The organism is Clostridium caldaquaticum, assembly GCF_023806125.1.
GTDB classification, from domain to species: domain Bacteria; phylum Bacillota; class Clostridia; order Clostridiales; family Clostridiaceae; genus Clostridium_AT; species Clostridium_AT caldaquaticum.
On the sequence record NZ_JAMSKT010000002.1, the window covers coordinates 105,476 to 129,083 of the forward strand.

Here is a 23,608-nt window from a genome sequence, read left to right on the forward strand (position 1 = left end):
TTTCTACATAATTTTGTAAAATTATATAGTATTAAGTATAATGGTTTATGTGATAATGCAATACTCTAAAGAAGAAAGGTTGGATTGAGTTTATGAATAATATAGGAAATAGGCTGGCACAGGAATTTAATTTAAAAATAAATCAGGTTGAAAATTTTATTGAACTTCTAGACGGAGGAAATACTGTCCCTTTTATAGCAAGATACAGAAAGGAAGCAACAGGAGGGCTTGATGATATTACACTTAGAAAACTTTCAGAAAGACTTGCTTACCTTAGAAATCTTGATGAGAGAAAAGCAGATGTTATAAGACTAATAGAAGAACAGGGAAAGCTTACTGAAAAGTTAAAGCTTAATATAGAAGCTTGTGAGACATTAACAGAAGTTGAAGATATTTATAGACCATTTAAGCCTAAAAAGAGAACAAGGGCAATTATTGCACAAGAAAAGGGACTTAAGCCTTTAGCTGAGACAATTTTAAGCGGACAGTTTTCTGGAGATATTAAAGAATATGCAAAATCCTTTATTAGTGAAGAAAAGGGAGTAAACTCAGAAGAGGAAGCTCTTCAAGGAGCTATGGATATTATAAGTGAAATTGTATCTGATGTAGCTGACTATAGAAAATGGATTAGAAGCCTTGTATACAGGGAAGGTTTCGTGGAGACCAGTGGAAGTTCTGATGAACCTACTCCTTATGAAATGTATTATAACTACAGCGAGGCAGTTAAGACTATTCCGTCTCATAGAATACTTGCAATAAATAGGGGGGAAAAGGAAAAAATATTATCTGTAAAAATAACTGTAGATAATGAAAAGATTATACAATATTTAAATATAAAATGTTTAAAAGAGAATAAACAAACTGATTATTACATAGCAGAGGCTATAAAAGATGCTGTTAAGAGACTGATTTATCCTTCAATAGAAAGAGAGATTAGAGCAGATTTAACTGAAAAAGGAGAACAGGGGGCTATAGAAATATTTAAAGCTAATTTAAAAGCACTTCTAATGCAGCCGCCTATAAAAGGAAAAGTTGTACTTGGATATGACCCTGGATTTAGAACAGGCTGTAAAATAGCAGTTCTTGATGACACAGGTAAATTTTTAGATCAAGCTACAGTATATGCTACTGCTCCGCAAAATGATATAGAAGGCTCAATTAAAATTTTAAAGGAATTAGTTTATAAATATGATGTAGACGTAATTTCACTTGGAAATGGAACTGCCAGCAGAGAGTCAGAAGAGGTATTGGCAAGATTAATAAAAGAGGTTAAAGAAGAGAGGGGTAAGGAGCTTTACTACGTGGTAGTTAGTGAGGCAGGGGCTTCAGTATATTCTGCTTCAGAGCTTGCTTCAAAAGAATATCCAGATGTAAATGTATCTATCAGGGGAGCGATATCTATAGCGAGAAGACTGCAGGATCCGCTAGCGGAGCTTATAAAAATTGATCCAAAGTCCATAGGTGTCGGACAATATCAGCATGATGTTACTTCTAAAAAACTGGATGAATCCCTAAAAGGTGTTGTAGAAGATTGCGTTAACTCTGTTGGTGTTGATTTAAACATAGCTACTCCATCGCTTTTATCCTACATATCTGGAATTAATTCTACTATAGCTCAAAATATTGTAGCCTATAGAGAGGAAAATGGAAAGTTTAGAAACAGAAAAGAGCTTTTAAAAGTTAAAAGACTTGGAGATAAAGCCTTTGAGCAGTGTGCAGGTTTTTTAAGAGTTATGGAAAGCGATGAGCCTCTGGATAATACTTCTGTGCATCCAGAGTCTTATAAAGCTGCAAAAGAACTTTTAAGTATTTTAGGATATACAATGGAAGATTTAAGAAATGGAAAGCTTAATGATATAGATGAAAGAGTTAACGTAGATGGAATTAAAAGTTTAGCTGAAAGGCTTTATATAGGGGAGCCTACATTGAGAGATATAATTAAGGAAATTAAAAAACCAGGAAGAGATCCAAGAGAAGAGCTTCCTAAGCCGATTTTTAAAACAGGAGTTATAGATATAACTCAACTTAAACCAGGCATGGTGCTTATGGGAACAGTTAGAAATGTAGCTGATTTTGGTGCTTTTGTAGATATTGGAGTTCATCAGGATGGACTTGTACATAAAAGTCAAATGGCTGACAGATATGTAAAACATCCTCTTGATGTAGTTAAAGTTGGAGATATAGTTGAAGTTAGGGTTTTAGAAGTAGACGAAAAAAGAAAAAGAATATCTCTCAGTATGAAAAAAGAGGAAATAATTCAATAAAATATGAATGAAATAGCTTGTCAAGTGTATAAAATTACTATATAATAATATTGTAAAAAACTTAACAATAATAATCTTCAGGGCAGGGTGACTAAGAAATTAGAATTCCCGACCGGCGGTATAGCCCGCAAGCCATTATTATGGCAGATTCGGTGTAACTCCGAAGCCGACAGTAAAGTCTGGATGGAAGAAGATGACGAATTCGGTCTTTTTGCCCTGACATTTTGTCGGGGCTTTTTAGCGTTTCATGTATTATTTTAATATTTAGGGAGGATATGTGTATGAAGAATCAAAATTTAAACACACTAGTAAAAATATCAGTTTTAGGTGCAATGGCCTTAGTGCTTATGATGTTTGAAATACCTCTGCCATTGTTTCCAAATTTCTTAAAGATTGATTTTAGCGATATTCCAGCACTTTTGGGAGCCTTTGCATTAGGACCAGTAGCAGGTGTAGTTATTGAGTTTTTAAAAAATGTATTGAATGGAGCTATAACAGGTTCTACTTCTATGTGGGTAGGTGAATTGGCTAACTTTTTAGTAGGTTCAGCTTATGTATTTACAGCAGGATATATTTATAAGAAAAATAAATCAAAGAAAACAGCAGTACAGGGTATGATACTTGGAATTATTGCAATGATAATTATTGCTTCAATATTTAATTATTATGTATTAATTCCTTTCTATGCTAAACTATTTGGAATGCAAATTAAAGATATTGTTGCCATGGCAGCTGCTGCAAATCCGAAGATTACGGATTTAACTGCATATATAGTTTGGGCTGTAGTTCCATTCAATGCACTTAAAGGAATTGTAATTGCCGTAGTTACAGCACCATTATATAAGAAAGTATCTCCTTTATTTCATAGAGATGCAGTAGCTAATCCTAAGGAAGAATTAAATCAAATGTAAAAATAACAGGCTGTGGTTTCTCGCAGCCTGTTATTTTGATAAATCAAATTTCCACATTATGATGCCGTCTTCTTTTGTATCTGTATAATAACCTTTTCTTATACCTTTTTCAATGAAGCCATGCTTTTTATACAGTGCTTGTGCAGCAATATTTGATTTTCTTACCTCTAAGGTCATAGAATTAATACCTTCAAGTCTGCATATTTCAATAAGAGCCTCCACAATCATATCTCCTGCACCTATGCCGCGATATTCAGGATGCACAGCTATGTTAGTTATGTGTCCTTCATCAAGTATGAGCCAAACACCACCAAAGCCAATAACAACATCTCCTAATTTTGCAACTACATAGCGGGCAAATTTGTTTTGGAGCTCCTCTTCAGTAGATTTACGAGTCCAGGGAGTAATAAAGCTCATAGTACTTATTTTGAATATATCATCTATATATTTTTCGTTAAAAGGAACAATTACTATATTATTCATTTTTTATTCCCATCTTTTTTTCATATTCTCTTTCTGCTTGAGGTTTTCTTAAATAAATCGGAGCAGAAGTATAAAGATCATCATAATTTCCAGAAGAAAGCAGATTTATTCCTAATTCTCCAAGAGAAGAGGCTTTAACTATGTTTAAGTGTGAGGGGGCAAAGTATACTTTATTAAGGCTTTCATTAAGCTTTTCTTTGAATTTTCCTACAGCATCACCAACAAATATGGACGTCTTATTATGCTCTTTAACTATATTTATTAATTCATCTATATGAAGAGCCATATAGTCAGTTAGCCTATTTATTTTACCATCTTCAAAACAATATAATGCAGTATAAACATTATCTCTAAGGGCATCAATAATAGGACAGATTAAACCATGACTATAAGCCATATTGAAAGCAAGAGCATCTAGTGAAGATACAGATACAAAAGGCTTATTAGTTCCCTGGCTTAAGCCTTTTACCATGGACATTCCAATTCTAAGCCCTGTAAAAGAACCTGGACCTTTTGAAACTACAAAACCATCAATATCTTTTATTGTGAGTTTTAAACTTTTTAAAAGATTATCCACCATAGGCATCAATACTACAGAGTGCTGTTTTTTATCATTAAGATTTATCTCGCCCAGAAGTTTTTCATCGCTTAAAACAGCACAGCTAGCAGACTCAGTTGCAGAATCAATACTTAAAACTATCATAAACTTATCTCCTTTATATAATCGTATCTGCTTCCTTCTGCTTCAATGTTTATCCTTCTATAGTTCTCACCGAGTTCAGGAAGCTTGGTTATAGTAATTTTTATATGTTCTTTAGGTATAAGTTCTTCGATGTAATTTGCCCACTCAATTATACTTACTCCATTAGAGAAAATATACTCATCGAAACCAATAGCGTATATTTCATCTGGGTCATTAATTCTATATACATCAAAATGATAAACTTTTAATCTGCCATCATATTCATTTACAATAGTAAAGGTAGGACTTGTTATATAATCGTCAATCTCTAATCCTTGAGCTATTCCTTTAGTAATATGAGTTTTTCCTGAACCTAAATCTCCAATTAAACATAATATATCTCCAGGCTTTACTAGTTTACCTAGCTGTTTTCCAATATACATTGTTTTTTCAACACTATCTACAATAAACTCCATACTTTCACTCCTAATAATACAGCTGAACATATATTTTATATTAATACACAAAAGTAAAAAAGGCAATTATAATAATATTATTAACATAGTTGTAACTTTTAATTTGCATATAACGTATCTATTATGTAAAATAATAGTTAATACGACTTATAATGGATGTAAAGCAAGAGGTGAAAAGCTTGAAAAGGAAAAGTACAATAATAATTCTCCTTATTTTTTTATTTGTGTTTACAGGCTGCAGTAAAGTTTCTGAAGTTAAAAGTCAACCAAAAGCAGAGGAAGTTGAGCCTAAGGAAATAATTTTAAATATAGTAACTACTAATAAGCTGCTTTATTATATGGTTAAAGATATAATAAAAGACAAGCATAATCTTGAATATATGTTTACAGACAAAAATAAACTATGGAATTTCAGCTATACAGATGACAGTATAAATAATATAAGTAAAAAGGACATATTTTTTTATTTAGGAACCGGAATTGAGCCTTGGGCGGAGGATTTTGTTAATAATCTTAGCAAAAGCAAGGTTGCACCTTTAAATGTATCCAGAGGTATCAAGCTAGTTTCTTATGAAAAAGAAGTAAAGTATAAGGAAAGTGTAATAAAAGATAATCCTTATTTTTGGATGAACATAGATGATTACAAAATAGCAATGTTAAATATTAAAAATGCAATACAAGATAAAGATTCAAAGGATAGAGATTTTTATGAGAATAATTTTTCAGAAAGTATAAAAAAAATTGATGATTATCAGGAAAAATTAAAAAAAGTTCTGGAAAAACTAAAAGAATATACTTTTATAGTTGACGGAGATGAACTAGATTATTTTACTAAAAATTATGGACTTAAGACTTTAAAGATATATAACTATGGTATAACACTTACTCCAGAATATATTCAAAAAAATTCTGAAGTGGAATCAAAGTTAATTGATGCTAAAAATATTATATTTTTATACGATGAGGATGAAAAAATAAATGCAAATAAAGTTCTAATTGAAAAATATAATATTAAAACTGCAAATATTAGTGTTTATAAAGATGATATGACATATATTGATATGTTAGATAATAATCTTAAAAACTTAGAAAAGTTAATTATACAATAGTAAAAGAAGTCAATAAATATTTTTCAGGAAAATTTTGATTGAAAGAATAATTTAGCATTTATGTAAGAAAACAGTTAATAAATTGGTTAATGCCAATTTATTAACTGTTTTTTAATTAATCTTTATAATGATTAATTAATGCTGAAAATTGAATATTTATATAAGAGAGCATATATTTAACAAACAGAAAGAGGTGCATAAAACTTGGTACAAAAGTAATCAACAAGCATATACTAAAATAAAAAAGGGGTGTAAATATGTTTAAAATTATAACTATCGATGAGCTTTTAAAAAGACTAGATAAATATAATCACAAAGAGCTGCATGTGCATCATACATGGAGACCAAGTCATAAGGATTTTAACGGATCAAATGGTATTCAGCTTCAGCAAAGTATGAGAGATTATCATGTAAATACTCTTAAATGGGAAGATATTGGACAGCATGTTACATTACTTCCAGATGGTACTTTTGTAACCGGCAGAGATTTTGCAAAAACTCCTGCCAGTATATCAGGCTATAATACAGGTGCTTTTGCTTGTGAAATGCTGGGGAATTTTGATTCTGGAAATGATGTTTTAAAAGGGGCTCAAAAAGAAAGCATAATAAAACTTGCAAGATATTTTTATGATAAAGGCAGATATATAAGATTTCACAGGGAAAATTCTTCTAAGACCTGCCCAGGTACTTCAATAGATAAAAATGCTTTTATGAATGAAGTAAAAAATTTAAATGTAAATCAAATTAATATTAAGGAGGAAGTAAAAGTGAAAAATCTAGTTGTATATGGAAATAATGTTGATAAAAGGGCAGCAGAATATCTGGCTGATTTTTTAGGGTGTGCAACTTTAGACGGCAACATCCCTTATGATTATAGCAATGTAGAGAATGTATATTGTGTAGGTGGTGCTCCAAGTTTGCCATGGACAAGTTACGCAAAGAAAATTATTGCTGGTAAAGATAGATATGATACTGTAATTCAAGTATTAAAATTTATAGGAAAGTTATAAAAGGATATATTAGTACTCTTTTATTAGAAAAATAATTAATTTTAAAAAATAAAAATGGTTCAAGCATTTAGCCTGAACCATTTTTATTTTTCTTAATATATAAATGGCAGGGGCAACAGGAATCGAACCCGTAACCAACGGTTTTGGAGACCGCTACTCTACCAATTGAGCTATACCCCTAAGACAAGAATTATTATATAACATGAAATTTAAAAAATCAACACTTTTTTATAAATAAATTTTAAAAAATATTTCTTCTACAAATTATATTAAGTTTAAAAATAAATTATGATACAATATACCTATAGTAGCTTTGAGGAAGTGATAGTTTTGAATAGTAATTATGAAGATAATAAATTTAAAGAACAATTAAATAAAATAGACAAGTGTCAGAAAAATTCTGAAAAATCAGGATATTTTGTTGATGCAGAAAAGGTCTCACCTTTCATGAAAGTTCTTGTGAAGTATCCATTTATAAATCTGCTTCTTGGGTCAGTAATTTTTGTGTTTACTGGTTTATCAATAATGAGTAGTTATAAAACTGCTAAAGGTATAAAGGAGCTTTTTCTTCCAATTGTTTATAATTTTATTCCTTTTGTTATTTCTTTTATATTAATTAAAATTGGTATGAAGGGTTTAAAATATAGAAAAAATTAAATAAAAAGATATCAAAAATTTATAATACGTGAATATGCTAATATAAAGAAATAATATTTATTGGAGGTATATTATGTTAACTACGGAACAAAAATTATTGGCAGTTCTCTGTCATGGAGGAGTTTTTCTTGCTGCTCCTATACTTATTCCTTTAGTAGTTATGCTAATAACTACAGATGAGTTTGTAAAAACTCAGGCAAAAGAAGCATTAATGTTTCAGATACTGTTAATTATAGCAGGTGCAGCTTCTGGAATACTTACAATCTTAATAATTGGTATACTGGGACTTATAGTTGTAGCTCTTGCAGCGGTAATTTTTCCTATAATTGCTATAGTAAAAGTACTGAATGGAAATGATTATACTTATCCTATATCAGGGAAATGGGCAAGAGGTATCTAAGTTGTAATTTTGAGCCAAAATATGTTGGCTCTTTTTATTTTTAGATTTTAAAAATATGTGATTAATAAGAAAGGTTATGATAAAATAAAAATAGAATTTAAGCTTTGCTATATTATTCTAGGAGGCTTTACAATGATTGAGTATGATATAGTAATAATAGGTGGGGGGCCAGCTGGCCTTGCAGCTGCAATAGCAGCAAAGGAAGAAGGAGCAGATAGGGTATTAGTTATTGAGAGAGAAGAGCAGCTTGGTGGAATGTTAAATCAATGTATACATACTGGTTTTGGCGGCAACACTCTAAAAGAACCTTTAACAGGACCAGAATATGCACAAAAATTTGTAGATAAAATAAAAGAATTAGAAATTAATTATAAATTAAATACAATGGTTATAGATTTAAATAAAGATAAGATAATAACGGTGGTTAGTGAGGAAGGTATAACGCAAATTAAAGCTAAGTCCATTATATTGGCTATGGGTTGCAGGGAAAAACCTAGAGGAGCAATAAATATTCCTGGAAGCAAGGCTGCAGGAATATTTACAGCAGGTGCAGCTCAGAAGTTTGTGAATGTAGAGGGGCATATGCCAGGAAAGCAGATTGTAATTTTAGGCTCAGGTCAAATTGCTCTTGTAATGGCTAGAAGAATGACTATTGAGGGCGCAAGTATTAAGGCCGTAGTGGAACTTCTTCCATATGCTATGAGTTCTGAAAAAAATATAGAGGACTGTCTGTTAGATTTTAATATACCTCTTAAATTGAGCTATACGGTTATTGATATAAAAGGGAAAGACAGAATTGAAGGTGTAATTATTGCCAAAGTTGACGAAAAAAATATTCCAATAAGGGGGACAGAGGAATATATAAGCTGCGATACTTTGCTGCTTTCTGTGGGTCTTCTTCCTGAAAATGAGCTTTCAAGAAAAGTAGATATTAAGATATGTGATAAAACCTGTGGTCCTGAAGTTGATGAAGCTATGCACACAAGTGTAGATGGTATATTTGCTTGTGGTAATGTCTTATATGTTCACGACTTTGTAGACGATGTTATTGAAGAAAGCTATATGGCTGGAAGAAATGCTGCACTATATATAATGGGAAAGAGATTTAAAGGAAGAAAACTTTCTGTAAATGCAGGTGAAGGTTTAAGCTATATTATTCCTCAATATATTAGTACAAATAATTGTGACAGCAATATTGATATAAAATTTAGAGTTAATAAAGTATATTTAAACTGCTTTATATCTGTATATTTTGATGAAGAGAAGGTGTTAAGCATCAGCAGGGAAAAGCTTATACCAGGAGAAATCGCAAGTTTAGAATTAGTAAGAAGTATATTTGAAAAGCACAGCATTTACAATAAAATTACTATTAAAATAGAAGAAACAGAGGTTTAAAATTCCTCTGTTTTCTATATTTAAAAAAGTTTTTTAAAGCAATCTTTACAAATTAAAGTTTTGCCATTATTAGCAGATATGCAGGAGTTTTTATTTATGGTTTTACTGCATATACCACATAATAATGTACTTATTTCATTAGAAATATTTTTGTCTTTTTTTATTAGATTTACTTTTTTATTGCTTGGAGGACTATATTCCAAAGGAGTATTAGGTTTTTCTCTTTTTGTTATACTGTACTCAATGCAGTAGGAGCTTTCTCCAAACAGCTCTAACTCAAAGCGCGGATTTTCAGAGTCATAAAATTCTTCTATAATTAGTTTCCTAACTTGAGCATCATTAACAATAAGACCACTTTTTTCAATACCATCAAATATGCTTTTTGTTATATTATTAGTATCAGGATGTCTTTTCCTGCTTTTATAATATACTTTAAGAACTGCAATTACAGATTCACTGATTACAACATGGGGATTTTGCGCTCTTGCTTCGTAAGCTATTTCTTCTTCATAAAGAGCATATCTATCGTGATATTTTCCGGAATTATAAGGCAGTATTGCTCTGCCTTTAAGATTAAAAAGTTTAAAATTAGATTTTGAAATGGGTGAACCTTTTACTATAATTTTAGCGTAATTATTCAAAACAACTTGCTCCTTTGCATGCTATTTATCTATAATTGATTATATCATATATTTTTGTGTATAATAAAGTTTAGTTAAATTCATAAGATGAAAGGAAATAGATTATGAAGAATATAAAAATACTTGCTATAGAAAGCAGTTGTGATGAAACTGCTGCAGCTGTGGTTGTAAATGGAAGAGAAGTATTGTCTAATGTTATAGCTTCGCAAATAGATATTCATACTAAATTTGGAGGTGTAGTACCAGAGGTAGCTTCTAGAAAGCATATAGAAGTTATAAGTGCTGTTGTAAAGGAGGCAATGGATAAGGCTAATATAACTCTTCAGGACATTGATGCGGTAGGGGTTACTTATGGACCAGGACTTGTAGGTGCGCTGCTTGTAGGCATGCAGTATGCAAAGTCTTTAGCCTATGCTTTAGGAAAGCCTCTTATAGGAGTAAATCATATAGAAGGACATATATGTGCAAATTTTATTGAACATAAGGATTTAATGCCTCCCTTTATTTGTCTTGTAGTTTCAGGAGGACACAGTTTTATAGTATATATGAAGGACTTTGGCGATTTTGAAGTAATAGGGCAAACAAGAGATGATGCAGCAGGAGAGGCCTATGATAAGGTTGCAAGAGCTATAGGTCTTGGATATCCAGGTGGACCTAAAATAGATAAATTATCTAAAGAAGGAAATGCTGAAGCAATTAAATTTCCAAGGGCTAATTTTCATGAGGAATCTTTAGATTTTTCCTTTAGCGGTTTAAAGTCGGCAGTGTTAAACTATTTAAACAAAATGGAGATGACAGGGCAGGAGATTAATAGAGCAGATGTAGCAGCTTCCTTTCAGAAGGCGTTAGTGGATGTACTTGTAGATAACGTAATTAAAACTTGTAAAATTAAGGGAGTAGACAAAATAGCCATTGCAGGAGGAGTAGCTTCTAATTCTACTTTAAGAGAAGCTATGATAAAAGAGGGGGAAAAAAGAGGTATCAAGGTATTGTTTCCATCTCCAGTTCTTTGCACTGATAATGCTGCCATGATAGGCAGTGCAGCATATTTTGAATATATAAATGGCAGAACTGCGGATTTAACTTTAAATGCTGTACCTAACCTTAAATTAGGAGAAAGGTAATTTCAAATTTATTAGTACTATTAGAGCAGGATATGCTGGAAGTGTTTAGTTTAAGTTTTGAATAAAAAGTGCTTAATAATACGTTTAATATTGTTTAGGTTGTTAGATAGTAAAAAGGAAGGCATAAGCCTTCCTTTATTATTTTACGCTGAATGTAACAATAATATTCCTAAATCATATAATGGAATTGTGTGATTAATCAACAAGGAGGAAAATTAAATGGCGTATATTCGAAAGCCTGAAAACGAAATATACGATGTAAACTGTATGCCCATGATGAATTGTATACCACAGGAGATGGTTATTAGAAATGTAAGATTAGCTGCTGCATATGTTCCTTATCAAAATATGTGCGAGTTATTTAAACCAATAGAGGCTTTAAGTAAAGGAACTGCTTTTCCTGAGCTTTATAGCCCTTTTGAGCCAAGGGATAAAAAACATAAAGCATACAAATTAGATGAGTGCGATTAAGGAGGTACTGTTATGAAAGATGATATAAATAAAATGGAATTAACAAAGCAAATAGCAGCAGTTCATATGATGCTGGAAGATCTCCAATTATATCTTAATACTCATCCAACTGATAGAGATGCTTTATCAAAACGTAACTCCTATGCTAAACAGTATAAGATGCTTAAAGAGGAATATGAAAAGTATTTCGGTATGATTTCTCAAGATGATGCACTAAGCCCATATCCATGGCAATGGATAAATGAACCATGGCCTTGGGAATATGATGCTAACTATAAGCTTTAAGAAAGGGAGAGTTAATATATGTGGACCTATGAAAAGATTCTTGAATATCCAGTTAAAATAAAAAATCCTAATCCGAAAATGGCAACACTTATAATTTCTCAATATGGTGGACCAGATGGGGAGTTAGGTGCTTCTATAAGATATTTAAGCCAGAGATTTGCTATGATTACTCCTCAAGCTATAGCTACTTTGAATGATATAGGTACTGAAGAATTAGCACATCTTGAAATTATTGGAGCAATGGTTCGTCAATTGATGAAAGGTGCAAGTATAGAAGAAATTGAAAAGTCTGGTGCTGGTGCTTATTATGTGGATCATGATAGAGGAGTTTATCCTGTAAGTGCTGCAGGAGTTCCCTTTACAGCTGCTTATTTACAATCAAAGGGAAATCCAATTGTTGATTTAACTGAGGATTTGGCAGCAGAACAAAAGGCAAGAGCAACCTATGAATACTTGATTAGTATGGCTGATGATCCAGATGTAATTGAGCCGTTAAAGTTTTTAAGAGAAAGAGAAGTAGTTCATTTCCAAAGATTTGGAGAAGCACTTCGAATAGTTCAGGATTATTTGCAAGAACCTCATTTGTTTATAATGCCTAAGCCTGATTTTATGAAGTAAATTGAATAAGGAAAACATTACAGTGAATAAAAAAGAGCCTGAGGATTTAAAGTTCCATAGGCTCTTTTGAAAATTACCTGGGAAATTCGGGAGTTTCATATTGTACTCCTTTAATTACAAGACCTAGTTCGCTCATCAAATCAACTTGTGTATTTTTTTTGGAACCATCGGCAGTTCTAACTATTCTAATCTTTGGTCTTAGAGGGAAGTTTGGATGATTTTCTTCAACTACAGCTAAATCCCCATTAGTGAGTTTTACTAAAGTCCCTTCAGGATAGGGAACTACAGACTTGGAAAAGGCTAATACCATATCATAATCAAATAAAGTACCTCCGCTAGCCATAATAAATTCAAGAGCTTCATTTGGACTTAGTGCTCTTCTTTGTGGTCTATCAGAGGTAAGAGCGTCATAAACATCGGCGATACCAACTATTTTAGCTAGTTTATTTATATCATTGCCTTTTCTACCATCAGGATAACCTTGGCCATTAATTCTTTCATGATGCTGTAGAGCTATAATTCTAGCTGGGGCAGAAATATCAGGACTGCCTTTTAAATAGTCATAGCCTTTTTTTGCATGTTCCATAGCAATACTATATTCTTTTTCTGTAAGCTTGTCATACTTTTGAATAATTTCTTTTGGAATAAGGGCTTTTCCTATATCGTGAATTAACCCGCCTAAACATAAGGAATAAAGTTCATATTTATTTAATTGAAGCTGCAGGCCTAATACTAATGATAGTACTGCAACATTAACGCTATGCTGATAAGTATAATTATCTAAGCTCTTAATATCAACAACGTTTATAAGTACATTTCTTTGAGATAGTATTTCATCCATTATGCTAGATGCTATATCACCTATAGATTGAAAGTATTTTTGTTTTTCTTTTATAAATTCTTTTTCTTTTATAGGACTATTAGCTTTAGAGGAGTATAAGTTATATTTATCAAAGCTTACAAAGGTATCTTTTATAGTTTTTATAGCCTTTTGTCTAAGCTCTGGTTTTATTATATCTTCAATTATATTATCGCTGTATTCATCGTTTATATAAAGAGAGGAGATTTTTATAAGTTTAATTCTTCTAAGTAATATTTTGCTTAGCATAACTCCTTCTCTTAATAATACTCTTCCCTCATTATCATAGATTGTTTTCGCCAGATAACTTCCCTCTCTTACACATTCAATTGGTACAATTCTCATATTCAGCCTCCAAATTTGACTTTAGGAATTTCTATGGTTTAGAGTATAACTATATATCTATTCTATAAAAAACGATAAAATCCTTCTTTATATAAATAACAACTTTATAATTGAATATCTAAGTATTTTACTATATAGTTATAATATGTAAATAACTTATAAACTTAAATAGGGTTGTACAGGAGATGATTTAAATTTATGGATGAGAAACAAATCCTAGCAAAAAAAGAAAAACAGATGAAGAGTTTTATGTGGTTTTTTATTGCTTTAATTGGAATGACAGTCTATCTATCTTTTATTATAGCACAAGATAAAAGAACAGAGTTTTACTTAGGCTTTGTCTTGGTTATACCTTTTGGAATTTTATCATTTTATTTTAGAAGTAAAATGATGAAATATAGAGCACTTTATTATATAAAAGATAGCTGGGGAAAGGTAAATACCAGAAAGAGAAATTTGAATGATATAAAAAAGCTTTATGAGTTTCTAAAGTCTGAGAATAAAGAAGTTTTTTATATAGATAATCAAACTTTTGAAGACTTTACTATGGATAAGGTGTTTGAAAAACTAGATAGAACCCTTTCTGGACCTGGTGAGCAGGTGCTTTATAATATGCTGAGAACTCCGCAGTTTAATGAAGAAGAATTAAGCAGAAGAAAGAAGTTTATTAATCTTTTTCAGAAGGATAAAAATTTAAGAGAAAGAGTTCAAATGGAACTTTATTGGTTAAGCAGACAGAATCATAATTCTATAACGGATTTTTTATGGGGTATACTTCCTAAGAAAAGTAAAAAGAGTATTTTGTTCAATACAATGGCATTACTCCCTGTTATAATCTTAGTTTTAATGCCTTTTTATGGGTTAGGTATAGGTATATACATAATATTTGTTTTTATAATAAACATGTTTATTCATTATAAATTTAAAAAAGAAATAAGCATGCATATAGATTCTATAACATATTTAAGCTCTGTGATAAATACTGCTAGGAGGCTTGGAGAAATTGATAATGAGCTGCTGGCAGACTATAAAACTATTTTAAAAGACAATGTAAAAGATATAAAAGCTGCAAAAGCAGCTGCAGTAATTGGAAGTGTCGAAGGGTCGGATCCTATGGGAGCAGGCGCTATTTTAGACTATATAAATATATTATTTTTAACTAAAGAGAGAAAGTTTTTTTCGGTGCTTGACGAAGTTAGTAAATATAGAGATGCTTTAAGAAAGCTTTATATAGCACTAGGGGAGATTGATTCCTTTATATCTATTGCATCCTATAGAGAAGGGCTTGATTATTATACAGAACCTGAACTGGATAATGAAGGAAAACATATAGAAGTCAAAGACTTGGTACATCCTTTAATTGATGAACCCGTTCCTAATTCTATAAATATTAAAAATAAAGGAATAATCTTAACTGGTTCAAATATGTCAGGTAAATCTACGTTTCTTAGAACTATAGGAGTAAATGCTTTGTTTGCACAAACAATATGTACATGCCTTGCAAAGGAATATAAAAGCAGCTGCTTTAAAATACTATCATCTATAAGTCCAAGTGATAATCTGCTTACTGGAAAGAGTTATTATTTAGGAGAGGCAGAAGCAGTACTTCGAATAATAAAAAGCTGTGAAGAGGCTATACCTTCACTTTGTATTATTGATGAAATATTTAGAGGGACAAATCCTATAGAAAGAATAAGTGCATCAGCTGAAATTTTAGATTTTTTAATAAGCCACAATTCACTGCCTATTGTGGCAACCCATGATTTGGAGCTTACTGAAATAGTAGATAAATCTTATGAGTGTTATTACTTTACTGAAAATGTAGGAGAAGAAGGATTAAATTTTGACTACCTTATAAGAAAGGGAGTATCACCTACAAGAAATGCAATAAAGCTTTTAAAATACTTAGGTTATCCAGAAGAAATAATATATAAAACTTACAAGAGAGTTGATAATTTGTTTGTAAAATAAGTAAGCCAGAGATATGCAGCCATATCTTTGGCTATTTTACTAAAATATTGTTATTCTGCTGAAAGGATAAACTCTAATTATGGCATGACCTTTTATATCTTTAATATTTATAGGACCTAATATACGACTGTCTATGCTGTCCTCTCTGTTATCGCCAAGTACAAATACATGATCTTTTTCTACTTTGTATATAGCATTATTTTTCATAAAAGGTCCAGGTGTTGTAATGGTATTTGAATCCAAATAACTTTCATTAAGTTCACTTCCATTTAAAAATACCTTTCCATCTTTAATTTCTATTTCATCACCTGCAACAGCAATTACTCTTTTAACATAGATATCATCGGCAGAATTATGAGAATTAAAAATTATTATTTGTCCTCGTTTTATGCTGTGGGTAAGCAAGCTTAATTTTTCTACAAAAATAACATCTTTATCATGCAGAGTTGACATCATAGATTCACCATCTACATCAGCTCTTGCAAATACATATGTTCTAAAAGCTAAAGCTATGATAACTGCTAATAAAATTGAGATAACATAATCTCTAGCAGTATTTTTTTTATTTGATTTTGAAGGTGAGTTTTTATTATCCATAGAATCCTCCTCAATTAAGCATTTACTATGTATTAAATTTAAGATAATTCTATTTTATGTAAATTTTTGTTATTTAGACAGGGGGAATTCTTATAAAAACCTTTACAATACATTTTATGAATTTCAGCATAAAAAGATAATAAAAAGCATTTTAATTTGGAGCTTTTTAAAAATTTATTTTCAAAAAAGGTTGCAAATAATATTTAATACTAATTAAAATAAATAGGAAAGATATGCTTATTTTATAGTAAGATTATTAATATTGAGGTATAATAAGTAATGAATTTATATAAAATAACAGGTTTTGTTTAAATATAATTTTATGGAGGGGAGTGCATTAATTTGGGAAAGCCGAGCATTTTCAGCAGAGAATATGAAAGACGAATGAAAAAGCGTAAATTAAAAATGATTTTGTTTGTGAGTTTTTTAGTTATTGTTGGTATATTTTATTTTACAGGAAGCAGTTTTAAAAATATTGTTAAAAGTAAGATTAATTCATATAAAAGTTTCAAGTTTTTTAATTCAAACAATGAAGCTGAAAAAAATATCAATTCAGAAAACGAAACAACAACTAATGACGAAAGCAATAAACCTGCCCCTCAAGAAAAAATTGAAGAAAAATTTTATGATGTAACTTTAAATAATGAAATTAAGATAAAGGCTGTATACGAACATATAGATGGAATGAATAAATTTAAGTATATAAATACTGATAATCAAGCTATTACTTTTAATATAAATCCATCAGGTACAGGAATGGTTCTCTATGACAGCAAATCTCAAAGTATTTGGTTTTTAGATATAAATGGAAAGCTAGAAGATGTTTCAGCTTTAAGTTATACATCTTCTAATAGTAAAACATATAAAAGAGAAACTATACTTGCTAAGAGAGCAGATTATATCTGGTGTACTTCTCCTAAGTTTATAGATGATGAAAATATTGCTTACTTTTCTCAATTGCCATATATAAGAAAAACAAACAAAAAATACCTATGGTTTGTGAATGTAAAAAATAAAGATAGAGACAGAAATATAAATGTAGGTGGAGAGAATATTAAGTTTGGTAACAACACTGATAAAGGTTTAGAAGTAATAATGGATGACGGCAGTATCAGGTTCATAAGTATACAAAATGGTTCAATAGCTGTTTCAAAATAACCTTTGGAATTAATATAATTATAGGAGGATATATGGAAATAGGGTTATCATCTGCTAGCTTTTATCCAGAAGTAAATACTGAAGACAGTATAAAACTTATGGCTAGCTTAGGTTTTACAGGGGGAGAGATTTTTCTAAATACTCCTAGTGAGTATGAGGAAGGTTTTATTGATAAATTAGTTGAAGAAACATTAAAATACAATTTCAATGTTCATTCCATACACTGCTGTTCTTCACAATATGAACCTTTTCTTTTTGACAAGTATAAAAGAAGAAGAGAAGATATGTTTGTATATTACAGAAAGCTTTGCAGGGCTGCCAAAAGATTAGGAGCTGCCTGTTATACCTTTCATGGCATGAGGCTTTCTAATTTTAATGAACTGGATAAAAAATTCATAGCAGATATTTATAATGAGCTTTCTTATATAAGTATGGAAGAAGGTATAAAATTAGCTCAAGAAAATGTATCCTGGTGTATGTCAGCAAATTTGGAATTTTTAAAATTTCTTAATGAAAGCTGTAGTTATCCAATTTACTTTACCCTTGATATAAAGCAGGCTTTTAAAGCTTATATTGACCCGCAGAAGTATATAGAGGTTTTTGGTAAAAATATAGTAAACTTTCATATAAATGATAGAGATGAAAAGCATATTTGTCTTCTTCCTGGAAGAGGAAATGTAAACTATGAACAGATTATTTCTAAACTAAAAGATATGGGATACGATAAAATGGCTATAATAGAAGTGTATAGAGAAAATTATGGAAAATATACCGAATTAAAAGAAACTAAAACACTATTGGAAAAAATAATTTAAATCAAATAATTCTTGTAATTACTGCAATATTTGGTATATAATAATTAATAAAAGAAAATTATATAATAATGTTTGTAATATTTCTAAAATATATGTTATAATGTTATGGTTAAAAACCATTTACTGTAGGAGGAATAGTATAATGAACGTTAAAGTGGAAAAAATAGAAAATAATGTAGTTAAACTTGAAATATCCGTTGACAATGAAAAGTTTAGTGAAGCATTAAAAAAATCTTATGCTAAAAATGCAAAGAAATTTAATATACCTGGCTTTAGAAAAGGAAAAGCTCCAGTTAGCATAATAAAGAAATATTATGGTGAAGGAGTATTTTATGAAGATGCTATTAACTTTTGCTGTGATGATACATATCCTTTAGCTATAAAGGAAAACAATATAAGACCAGTTGACTATCCACAAATAGACATAGTACAGCTTGGAGAAGGCAAAGACTTTATATATACTGCACAAGTTACTGTATATCCAGAAATTGAACTTGGTGAATATAAGAACTTAGAAGTGAAAAAAGTAGAATATAATGTTACAGATGAAGAAATTGACGCTCAATTAAAATCTATGCAGGAAAAAAATAGCAGAGTTGAAACTAAAACTGAAGGAACCTTAGAAAAAGGAAACATAGCAGTTATTGATTTTAAAGGCTTTATTGACGGGGTAGCCTTTGAAGGAGGAGAAGGAAAAGATTATTCCTTAGAAATTGGTTCAGGAACATTTATTGATAATTTTGAAGATCAATTAATAGGAATGGCTGTTGGAGAAACTAAAAATGTAAATGTTACTTTCCCAGAGCAATATGGAAGAGAAGAGTTAAACGGAAAGCCTGCAGTGTTTGAAGTTACTCTTAAGGAGATTAAAGTTAAAGAACTTCCAGCTTTAGATGATGAGTTTGCAAAGGAAGTATCAGAGTTTGATACATTAGAAGAATTAAAAGCTGATATAAGAAAGAAATTACAAGATGCTAACGATTTAAGAGCTAAGAGAGAATATGAAGAAGCTGTTATAGATGCGGCAGTTGCAAATGTTAAAGTAGATATTCCTGAAGTTATGATAAATAAAGAAATTGATAATATGTTAAGAGATCTTGAAATGAGATTAAGGTATCAAGGACTTGATCTTAAGACATATTATGAATATACAAATAATACTGAAGCTAGTGTAAGAGAGTACATGAAGGAAAGTGCTGAGAAGAGAGTTAAGACTGATTTAGTACTTGACAAGATTGCTAAGACAGAAAATATTGAGGCAACTGAAGAAGAACTTCAAAGCAAAGCAGCAGAGCTTGCTAAACAATATGGTGAAAAAGATGTTGAGAAAACTACAAAGCTAATTCTTGATGCTCAAAAGGATTATCTAAAATTAGATGTAGTTAATGAAAAAGTAATAAAATTATTAGTGGATAGCAGCAAAGCTATTGCATAAAATAAAAGGGGAGTTAGTTGCCAGATATTATTCTGGCAGCTAATTTTATAAATAAGGATATAATAGGAGGGAATTTTATGAGTTTAGTACCGGTAGTTGTTGAACAAACTAATAGAGGAGAACGATCTTACGATATTTATTCTAGACTTTTAAAGGACAGAATAATATTACTTAGTGAAGAAGTTAATGATGTTACAGCAAGCTTAGTTGTTGCACAGCTTTTATTTCTTGAAGGTGAGGATCCAGATAAGGATATTTATCTTTACATAAACAGCCCAGGAGGTTCTATAACCGCTGGAATGGCAATATATGATACTATGCAGTATATAAAGCCGGATGTTTCTACTATTTGTGTAGGAATGGCTGCTTCTATGGGGGCTTTTCTTTTAGCAGCAGGTGCTAAAGGCAAAAGATTTGCACTGCCAAATAGTGAAATCATGATTCATCAGCCGCTTGGAGGATATCAAGGGCAGGCTACAGATATAGGAATACATGCAGAGAGAATTCTTAAGATAAAGAAGAATTTAAATAAAATTCTTTCAGAGAGAACTGGTAAACCTATTGAACAAATAGAAAGAGATACTGAAAGAGACAATTTTATGACTGCAGAAGAAGCAATGAAATATGGATTAATTGACGAGGTTATAACTAAAAAGAAATAGCCTGGTGAGGTGAAATGATGGCAAAAAATGATGATAAAAAACAATTAAAATGTTCCTTTTGCGGCAAAAATCAGGATCAAGTAAGAAGACTCATAGCTGGACCTGGAGTATATATATGTGATGAATGTATTGAACTTTGTTCAGAGATAATAACTGATGAGTTTGATGAAAATATTCAAATTGAAACTGGTTCGTTGCCAAAACCACAAGAAATAAAAAACTATCTTGACGGTTATGTAGTAGGTCAGGATGAGGCAAAAAAGGCACTAGCAGTAGCAGTGTATAATCACTATAAGAGAATAAACTCAAAAATAGATTATGATGATATAGAATTACAAAAGAGTAATATACTTTTGCTTGGTCCTACAGGTTCAGGTAAAACTTTACTTGCACAGACATTAGCTAAGTTTTTAAATGTACCATTTGCTATTGCAGATGCGACTACATTAACAGAAGCTGGATATGTAGGAGAAGATGTTGAAAATATATTGTTAAAGCTCATTCAGAATGCAGATTATGACATAGAAAGAGCTGAAAAAGGTATCATATATATAGATGAAATTGACAAGATTGCAAGAAAATCTGAAAATCCTTCTATAACTAGAGATGTATCTGGTGAAGGAGTTCAGCAGGCACTTTTGAAAATATTAGAAGGAACTGTAGCTTCTGTACCTCCTCAAGGAGGAAGAAAACATCCTCATCAAGAGTTTATACAAATTAACACAACTAACATATTATTTATATGTGGCGGTGCGTTTGATGGTGTCGATAAGATAATAGAAAAAAGAACAAGACAAAGTGCCATGGGTTTTGGTGCAGAAGTGAAATCTAAAAAGGAAAAAGATATAGGTAAGCTTTTAAAGGAAATAATGCCAGGAGATTTATTGAAGTTTGGGCTTATACCTGAATTTGTTGGAAGATTACCTATAGTTGTAACCCTAGAATCACTAGATAGAAATGCGCTTATAAGCATTTTAACTGAGCCTAAAAATGCTCTTGTTAAGCAATATAAAAAGTTATTTGAAATGGATAATGTAGAACTTGATTTTTCGAAAGAAGCTCTGTTAGCTATTGCTGATGAAGCAATAAAAAGAAACACCGGAGCAAGAGGGTTAAGAGCTATAATTGAAGATATAATGAGAGATGTTATGTTTGAAGTTCCATCAAATGAAGGAATTGCTAAGGTTATAGTAAATGAAGAAACTATTAGTACAAAAAAGCCGCAGTTAATAATGGCTGAGGGTGATAAAAGAACTCCTTTAAAAATTACTAAAAAGGGCAGAGGTAAAAAAGGTATAGAGTCAGCTTAAGAGCAGTATATCTGCTCTTTTTTGCTGTTATTAAAACCTTCAACATTTGCATAAAGCTTTTTATAAATTGTGGAATATATTACCTTGAAAATGTGCATAATACAAAAAGGTAAATTTACTAGGAAGCTTATAAATGAAGGGAGGTTTCCAGTTGAGTAATACTATATTTTAGTATATGTAACTGGAGAATAATATGACAAATTTTTTAATTTTCATTCAGTTTTTTGCTACTATAGTTATGGGGCTATATTTCTTTAATGCCTTAAAAGGTCAGCAGTCGAGCAAGATTGTTATTGATAAAGAAAATAAAAAGGAAATGGATAAATTAAAGAATATGAGAAGCATAAGCCTAACAGAGCCTTTAACTGAGAAGAGTAGACCCGCAACCTTTGATGATATTATAGGCCAGGAAAGAGGAATAAAAGCACTGCAGGCTGCGCTATGTGGACCCAATCCACAACATGTCATAATATATGGTCCTCCTGGAGTAGGAAAAACAGCAGCTGCCAGATTAGTTTTGGAAGATGCTAAAAAAAGAGCACATTCACCTTTTAAAACTAATGCTAAATTTGTAGAAATAGATGCAACAACTGTTAGATTTGATGATAGAGGAATTGCTGATCCTCTTATAGGGTCAGTACATGACCCTATATATCAGGGAGCAGGACCTTTAGGTATTGCTGGAGTACCACAGCCAAAACCAGGAGCTGTTACTAAAGCACATGGTGGAGTGCTTTTTATAGATGAAATTGGAGAGCTTCATCCTATTGAAATGAATAAGCTTTTAAAAGTGTTAGAAGATAGGAAGGTATTTTTAGATAGTGCTTATTATAATTCTGAAGATGCGAATATGCCATTATATATTAAAGACATATTTGATAATGGACTTCCTGCTGATTTTAGGCTTATAGGTGCAACAACTCGAAGTCCAGAGGAAATAGTACCTGCTTTAAGATCAAGATGTGTTGAAATATTTTTTAGGGCGCTTTTACCAGAAGAAATAGAAAAGATAGCTCAAAATTCTGTAGACAAAATTGGGTTACAAATTGAAGAGAAAGCGCGAATAATGGTGGGAAAATATGCTTCTAATGGAAGAGATGCTTTAAATTTAGTACAGCTAGCTTGTGGAATTGCTATTAATGATAACAGAACTCTTATTACTGTTGATGATATAGAGTGGGTAATTGAAAATGGTCAATACTCCCCAAGACCAGATAATAAAGTTAACGACAAACCTCAAATCGGTTTTGTAAACGGTCTTGCTGTGTATGGAGCAAATATGGGAGCTGTAATGGAAATAGAAGCTACTGCACAAAGAAGCAAGTTTAGAAAAGGTCAGCTGAAAATTACAGGAATAGTTGAGGAAGAAGAAATAAGCAGCTTCAACAGAAAAATTGTAAGAAAAAGTATGGCTAGATGTTCAGTGGAAAATGTGATAACTGTTCTGGAAAATGTATTTAACTTAAGTTGTGATAAATATGATATACATGTTAATTTTCCAGGTGGTTCACCAGTTGACGGGCCGTCAGCAGGTATTAGCATAACAACTGCAATATATAGTGCAATTAAGGGTATACCAGTAGATAATGAAGTAGCCATGACTGGAGAAATATCGTTATACGGTAATGTAAAACCTATTGGGGGCGTAAACGCAAAAATTTCTGCAGCAATTAAAGCAGGAGCTAAAAAAATAATTATTCCAAAAGAAAATTGGCAGGACAGTTTTGCTACTATTAATGAAGGTAAAGTCATAGCTGTAAGCCATATTAATGAAGTATTATATATAGCTCTAATAAAAGAGGAGGGTACTAATAACCCGGTTACAATTGATGGTAATAATGCTGTATTATCAGCTCAATCCCTTCATTCATAAAAAATTAAATACTATTGACTGCATAAAGTATAATACTGATTGAAAAATAATAATTTT

Annotated in this window: 24 protein-coding genes, 1 tRNA gene and 1 riboswitch; of the genes, 18 read left to right on the forward strand and 7 right to left on the reverse strand. The window is 31.1% G+C overall.

The genetic code is table 11. The features are described from left to right. Positions 1-92: 92 nt before the first annotated feature. Positions 93-2,264: a Tex family protein gene (locus tag M2651_RS01810; protein WP_252130620.1), complete on the forward strand. Its 2,172-nt coding sequence runs from the start codon at positions 93-95 to the stop codon at positions 2,262-2,264. Between the two features lie 69 nt (positions 2,265-2,333). Beyond that, positions 2,334-2,463: riboswitch (FMN riboswitch) on the forward strand. An 82-nt stretch (positions 2,464-2,545) separates the two neighbouring features. Continuing rightward, positions 2,546-3,175, forward strand: a complete 630-nt coding sequence (locus tag M2651_RS01815) for an ECF transporter S component (RefSeq protein ID WP_252130621.1) — start codon at positions 2,546-2,548, stop codon at positions 3,173-3,175. Positions 3,176-3,205: 30 nt separating this feature from the next. Here the strand turns inward: M2651_RS01815 and rimI are convergent, their stop codons facing one another. Genes rimI through tsaE form a run of 3 tightly spaced genes read right to left on the reverse strand, consistent with a single transcriptional unit; the run spans position 3,206 to position 4,816 of the window. Continuing rightward, positions 3,206-3,658 carry a ribosomal protein S18-alanine N-acetyltransferase gene (gene rimI, locus M2651_RS01820; RefSeq protein ID WP_252130622.1) on the reverse strand — a complete coding sequence of 151 codons (453 nt, stop codon included), beginning with the start codon at positions 3,656-3,658 and terminating at the stop codon, positions 3,206-3,208. After that, the gene (gene tsaB / locus M2651_RS01825; RefSeq protein WP_252130623.1) at positions 3,651-4,361 is read right to left on the reverse strand and encodes a tRNA (adenosine(37)-N6)-threonylcarbamoyltransferase complex dimerization subunit type 1 TsaB; all 711 of its coding nucleotides are present in this window, start codon (positions 4,359-4,361) and stop codon (positions 3,651-3,653) included. Before tsaB ends, rimI begins: the two co-directional genes overlap by 8 nt. After that, positions 4,358-4,816, reverse strand: a complete 459-nt coding sequence (gene tsaE, locus M2651_RS01830) for a tRNA (adenosine(37)-N6)-threonylcarbamoyltransferase complex ATPase subunit type 1 TsaE (protein WP_252130624.1) — start codon at positions 4,814-4,816, stop codon at positions 4,358-4,360. The genes tsaB and tsaE overlap by 4 nt, the downstream gene beginning before the upstream one ends. 179 nt (positions 4,817-4,995) lie before the next feature. On the opposite strand from tsaE, the gene M2651_RS01835 reads away from it, so the two are divergent. Together M2651_RS01835 and M2651_RS01840 are read left to right on the forward strand one after the other, a co-directional pair. Further along, entirely contained in the window at positions 4,996-5,925 is a 930-nt protein-coding gene (locus M2651_RS01835) for a metal ABC transporter substrate-binding protein (RefSeq protein WP_252130625.1), read from the forward strand. Between the two features lie 257 nt (positions 5,926-6,182). Continuing rightward, a complete protein-coding gene (locus tag M2651_RS01840) occupies positions 6,183-6,935 on the forward strand; it encodes a peptidoglycan recognition protein family protein (protein ID WP_252130626.1) in 753 nt (250 codons plus the stop codon). 104 nt (positions 6,936-7,039) lie between these two features. On the opposite strand, the gene M2651_RS01845 is transcribed toward M2651_RS01840, so the two are convergent. Beyond that, a tRNA-Trp gene (locus M2651_RS01845) sits at positions 7,040-7,115 on the reverse strand. Positions 7,116-7,265: 150 nt separating this feature from the next. Here M2651_RS01845 and M2651_RS01850 point away from each other — a divergent pair. From M2651_RS01850 to M2651_RS01860, 3 genes are all read left to right on the forward strand, one after another. Continuing rightward, positions 7,266-7,592: a hypothetical protein gene (locus M2651_RS01850; protein ID WP_252130627.1), complete on the forward strand. Its 327-nt coding sequence runs from the start codon at positions 7,266-7,268 to the stop codon at positions 7,590-7,592. Between the two features lie 73 nt (positions 7,593-7,665). Then, positions 7,666-7,992 carry a DUF4870 domain-containing protein gene (locus M2651_RS01855; RefSeq protein WP_252130628.1) on the forward strand — a complete coding sequence of 109 codons (327 nt, stop codon included), beginning with the start codon at positions 7,666-7,668 and terminating at the stop codon, positions 7,990-7,992. A gap of 132 nt (positions 7,993-8,124) precedes the next feature. Further along, a complete protein-coding gene (locus M2651_RS01860) occupies positions 8,125-9,387 on the forward strand; it encodes an NAD(P)/FAD-dependent oxidoreductase (protein ID WP_252130629.1) in 1,263 nt (420 codons plus the stop codon). 20 nt (positions 9,388-9,407) lie between these two features. Here M2651_RS01860 and M2651_RS01865 read toward each other — a convergent pair whose 3' ends face one another. Continuing rightward, the gene (locus M2651_RS01865) at positions 9,408-10,028 is read right to left on the reverse strand and encodes a RusA family crossover junction endodeoxyribonuclease (RefSeq protein WP_252130630.1); all 621 of its coding nucleotides are present in this window, start codon (positions 10,026-10,028) and stop codon (positions 9,408-9,410) included. 104 nt (positions 10,029-10,132) lie between these two features. Here M2651_RS01865 and tsaD point away from each other — a divergent pair, with 104 nt between their 5' ends. The 4 genes from tsaD (at position 10,133) to M2651_RS01885 (ending at position 12,526) form a co-directional block, all read left to right on the forward strand. After that, complete coding sequence (gene tsaD, locus M2651_RS01870; protein ID WP_252130631.1) at positions 10,133-11,152, forward strand: tRNA (adenosine(37)-N6)-threonylcarbamoyltransferase complex transferase subunit TsaD; 1,020 nt, start codon at positions 10,133-10,135, stop codon at positions 11,150-11,152. A 219-nt stretch (positions 11,153-11,371) separates the two neighbouring features. Beyond that, positions 11,372-11,623: a spore coat associated protein CotJA gene (locus tag M2651_RS01875; RefSeq protein WP_252130632.1), complete on the forward strand. Its 252-nt coding sequence runs from the start codon at positions 11,372-11,374 to the stop codon at positions 11,621-11,623. 12 nt (positions 11,624-11,635) lie between these two features. Next, on the forward strand, positions 11,636-11,908 hold the full coding sequence (locus M2651_RS01880; protein WP_252130633.1) for a spore coat protein CotJB: 273 nt from the start codon (positions 11,636-11,638) through the stop codon (positions 11,906-11,908). Between the two features lie 18 nt (positions 11,909-11,926). Continuing rightward, positions 11,927-12,526 carry a manganese catalase family protein gene (locus M2651_RS01885; protein ID WP_252130634.1) on the forward strand — a complete coding sequence of 200 codons (600 nt, stop codon included), beginning with the start codon at positions 11,927-11,929 and terminating at the stop codon, positions 12,524-12,526. A 73-nt stretch (positions 12,527-12,599) separates the two neighbouring features. Here the strand turns inward: M2651_RS01885 and M2651_RS01890 are convergent, their stop codons facing one another. After that, positions 12,600-13,730, reverse strand: a complete 1,131-nt coding sequence (locus M2651_RS01890; protein ID WP_252130635.1) for an HD-GYP domain-containing protein — start codon at positions 13,728-13,730, stop codon at positions 12,600-12,602. Positions 13,731-13,928: 198 nt separating this feature from the next. On the opposite strand from M2651_RS01890, the gene M2651_RS01895 reads away from it, so the two are divergent. Further along, positions 13,929-15,701 carry a MutS-related protein gene (locus M2651_RS01895; RefSeq protein ID WP_252130636.1) on the forward strand — a complete coding sequence of 591 codons (1,773 nt, stop codon included), beginning with the start codon at positions 13,929-13,931 and terminating at the stop codon, positions 15,699-15,701. 39 nt (positions 15,702-15,740) lie between these two features. On the opposite strand, the gene lepB is transcribed toward M2651_RS01895, so the two are convergent. Beyond that, complete coding sequence (gene lepB / locus M2651_RS01900; protein WP_252130637.1) at positions 15,741-16,298, reverse strand: signal peptidase I; 558 nt, start codon at positions 16,296-16,298, stop codon at positions 15,741-15,743. A 342-nt stretch (positions 16,299-16,640) separates the two neighbouring features. Here lepB and M2651_RS01905 point away from each other — a divergent pair, with 342 nt between their 5' ends. The 6 genes from M2651_RS01905 (at position 16,641) to lonB (ending at position 23,551) form a co-directional block, all read left to right on the forward strand. Beyond that, a complete protein-coding gene (locus M2651_RS01905; protein WP_252130638.1) occupies positions 16,641-17,456 on the forward strand; it encodes a tRNA (guanine-N1)-methyltransferase in 816 nt (271 codons plus the stop codon). 32 nt (positions 17,457-17,488) lie between these two features. Further along, entirely contained in the window at positions 17,489-18,271 is a 783-nt protein-coding gene (locus tag M2651_RS01910) for a sugar phosphate isomerase/epimerase family protein (RefSeq protein ID WP_252130639.1), read from the forward strand. A gap of 142 nt (positions 18,272-18,413) precedes the next feature. Then, positions 18,414-19,706: a trigger factor gene (gene tig, locus M2651_RS01915; protein WP_252130640.1), complete on the forward strand. Its 1,293-nt coding sequence runs from the start codon at positions 18,414-18,416 to the stop codon at positions 19,704-19,706. Positions 19,707-19,783: 77 nt separating this feature from the next. Continuing rightward, entirely contained in the window at positions 19,784-20,368 is a 585-nt protein-coding gene (gene clpP / locus M2651_RS01920; protein ID WP_252130641.1) for an ATP-dependent Clp endopeptidase proteolytic subunit ClpP, read from the forward strand. A 17-nt stretch (positions 20,369-20,385) separates the two neighbouring features. Continuing rightward, entirely contained in the window at positions 20,386-21,678 is a 1,293-nt protein-coding gene (clpX, locus tag M2651_RS01925) for an ATP-dependent Clp protease ATP-binding subunit ClpX (protein WP_252130731.1), read from the forward strand. Positions 21,679-21,871: 193 nt separating this feature from the next. Continuing rightward, a complete protein-coding gene (lonB, locus tag M2651_RS01930; protein WP_252130642.1) occupies positions 21,872-23,551 on the forward strand; it encodes an ATP-dependent protease LonB in 1,680 nt (559 codons plus the stop codon). Positions 23,552-23,608: the final 57 nt, after the last annotated feature.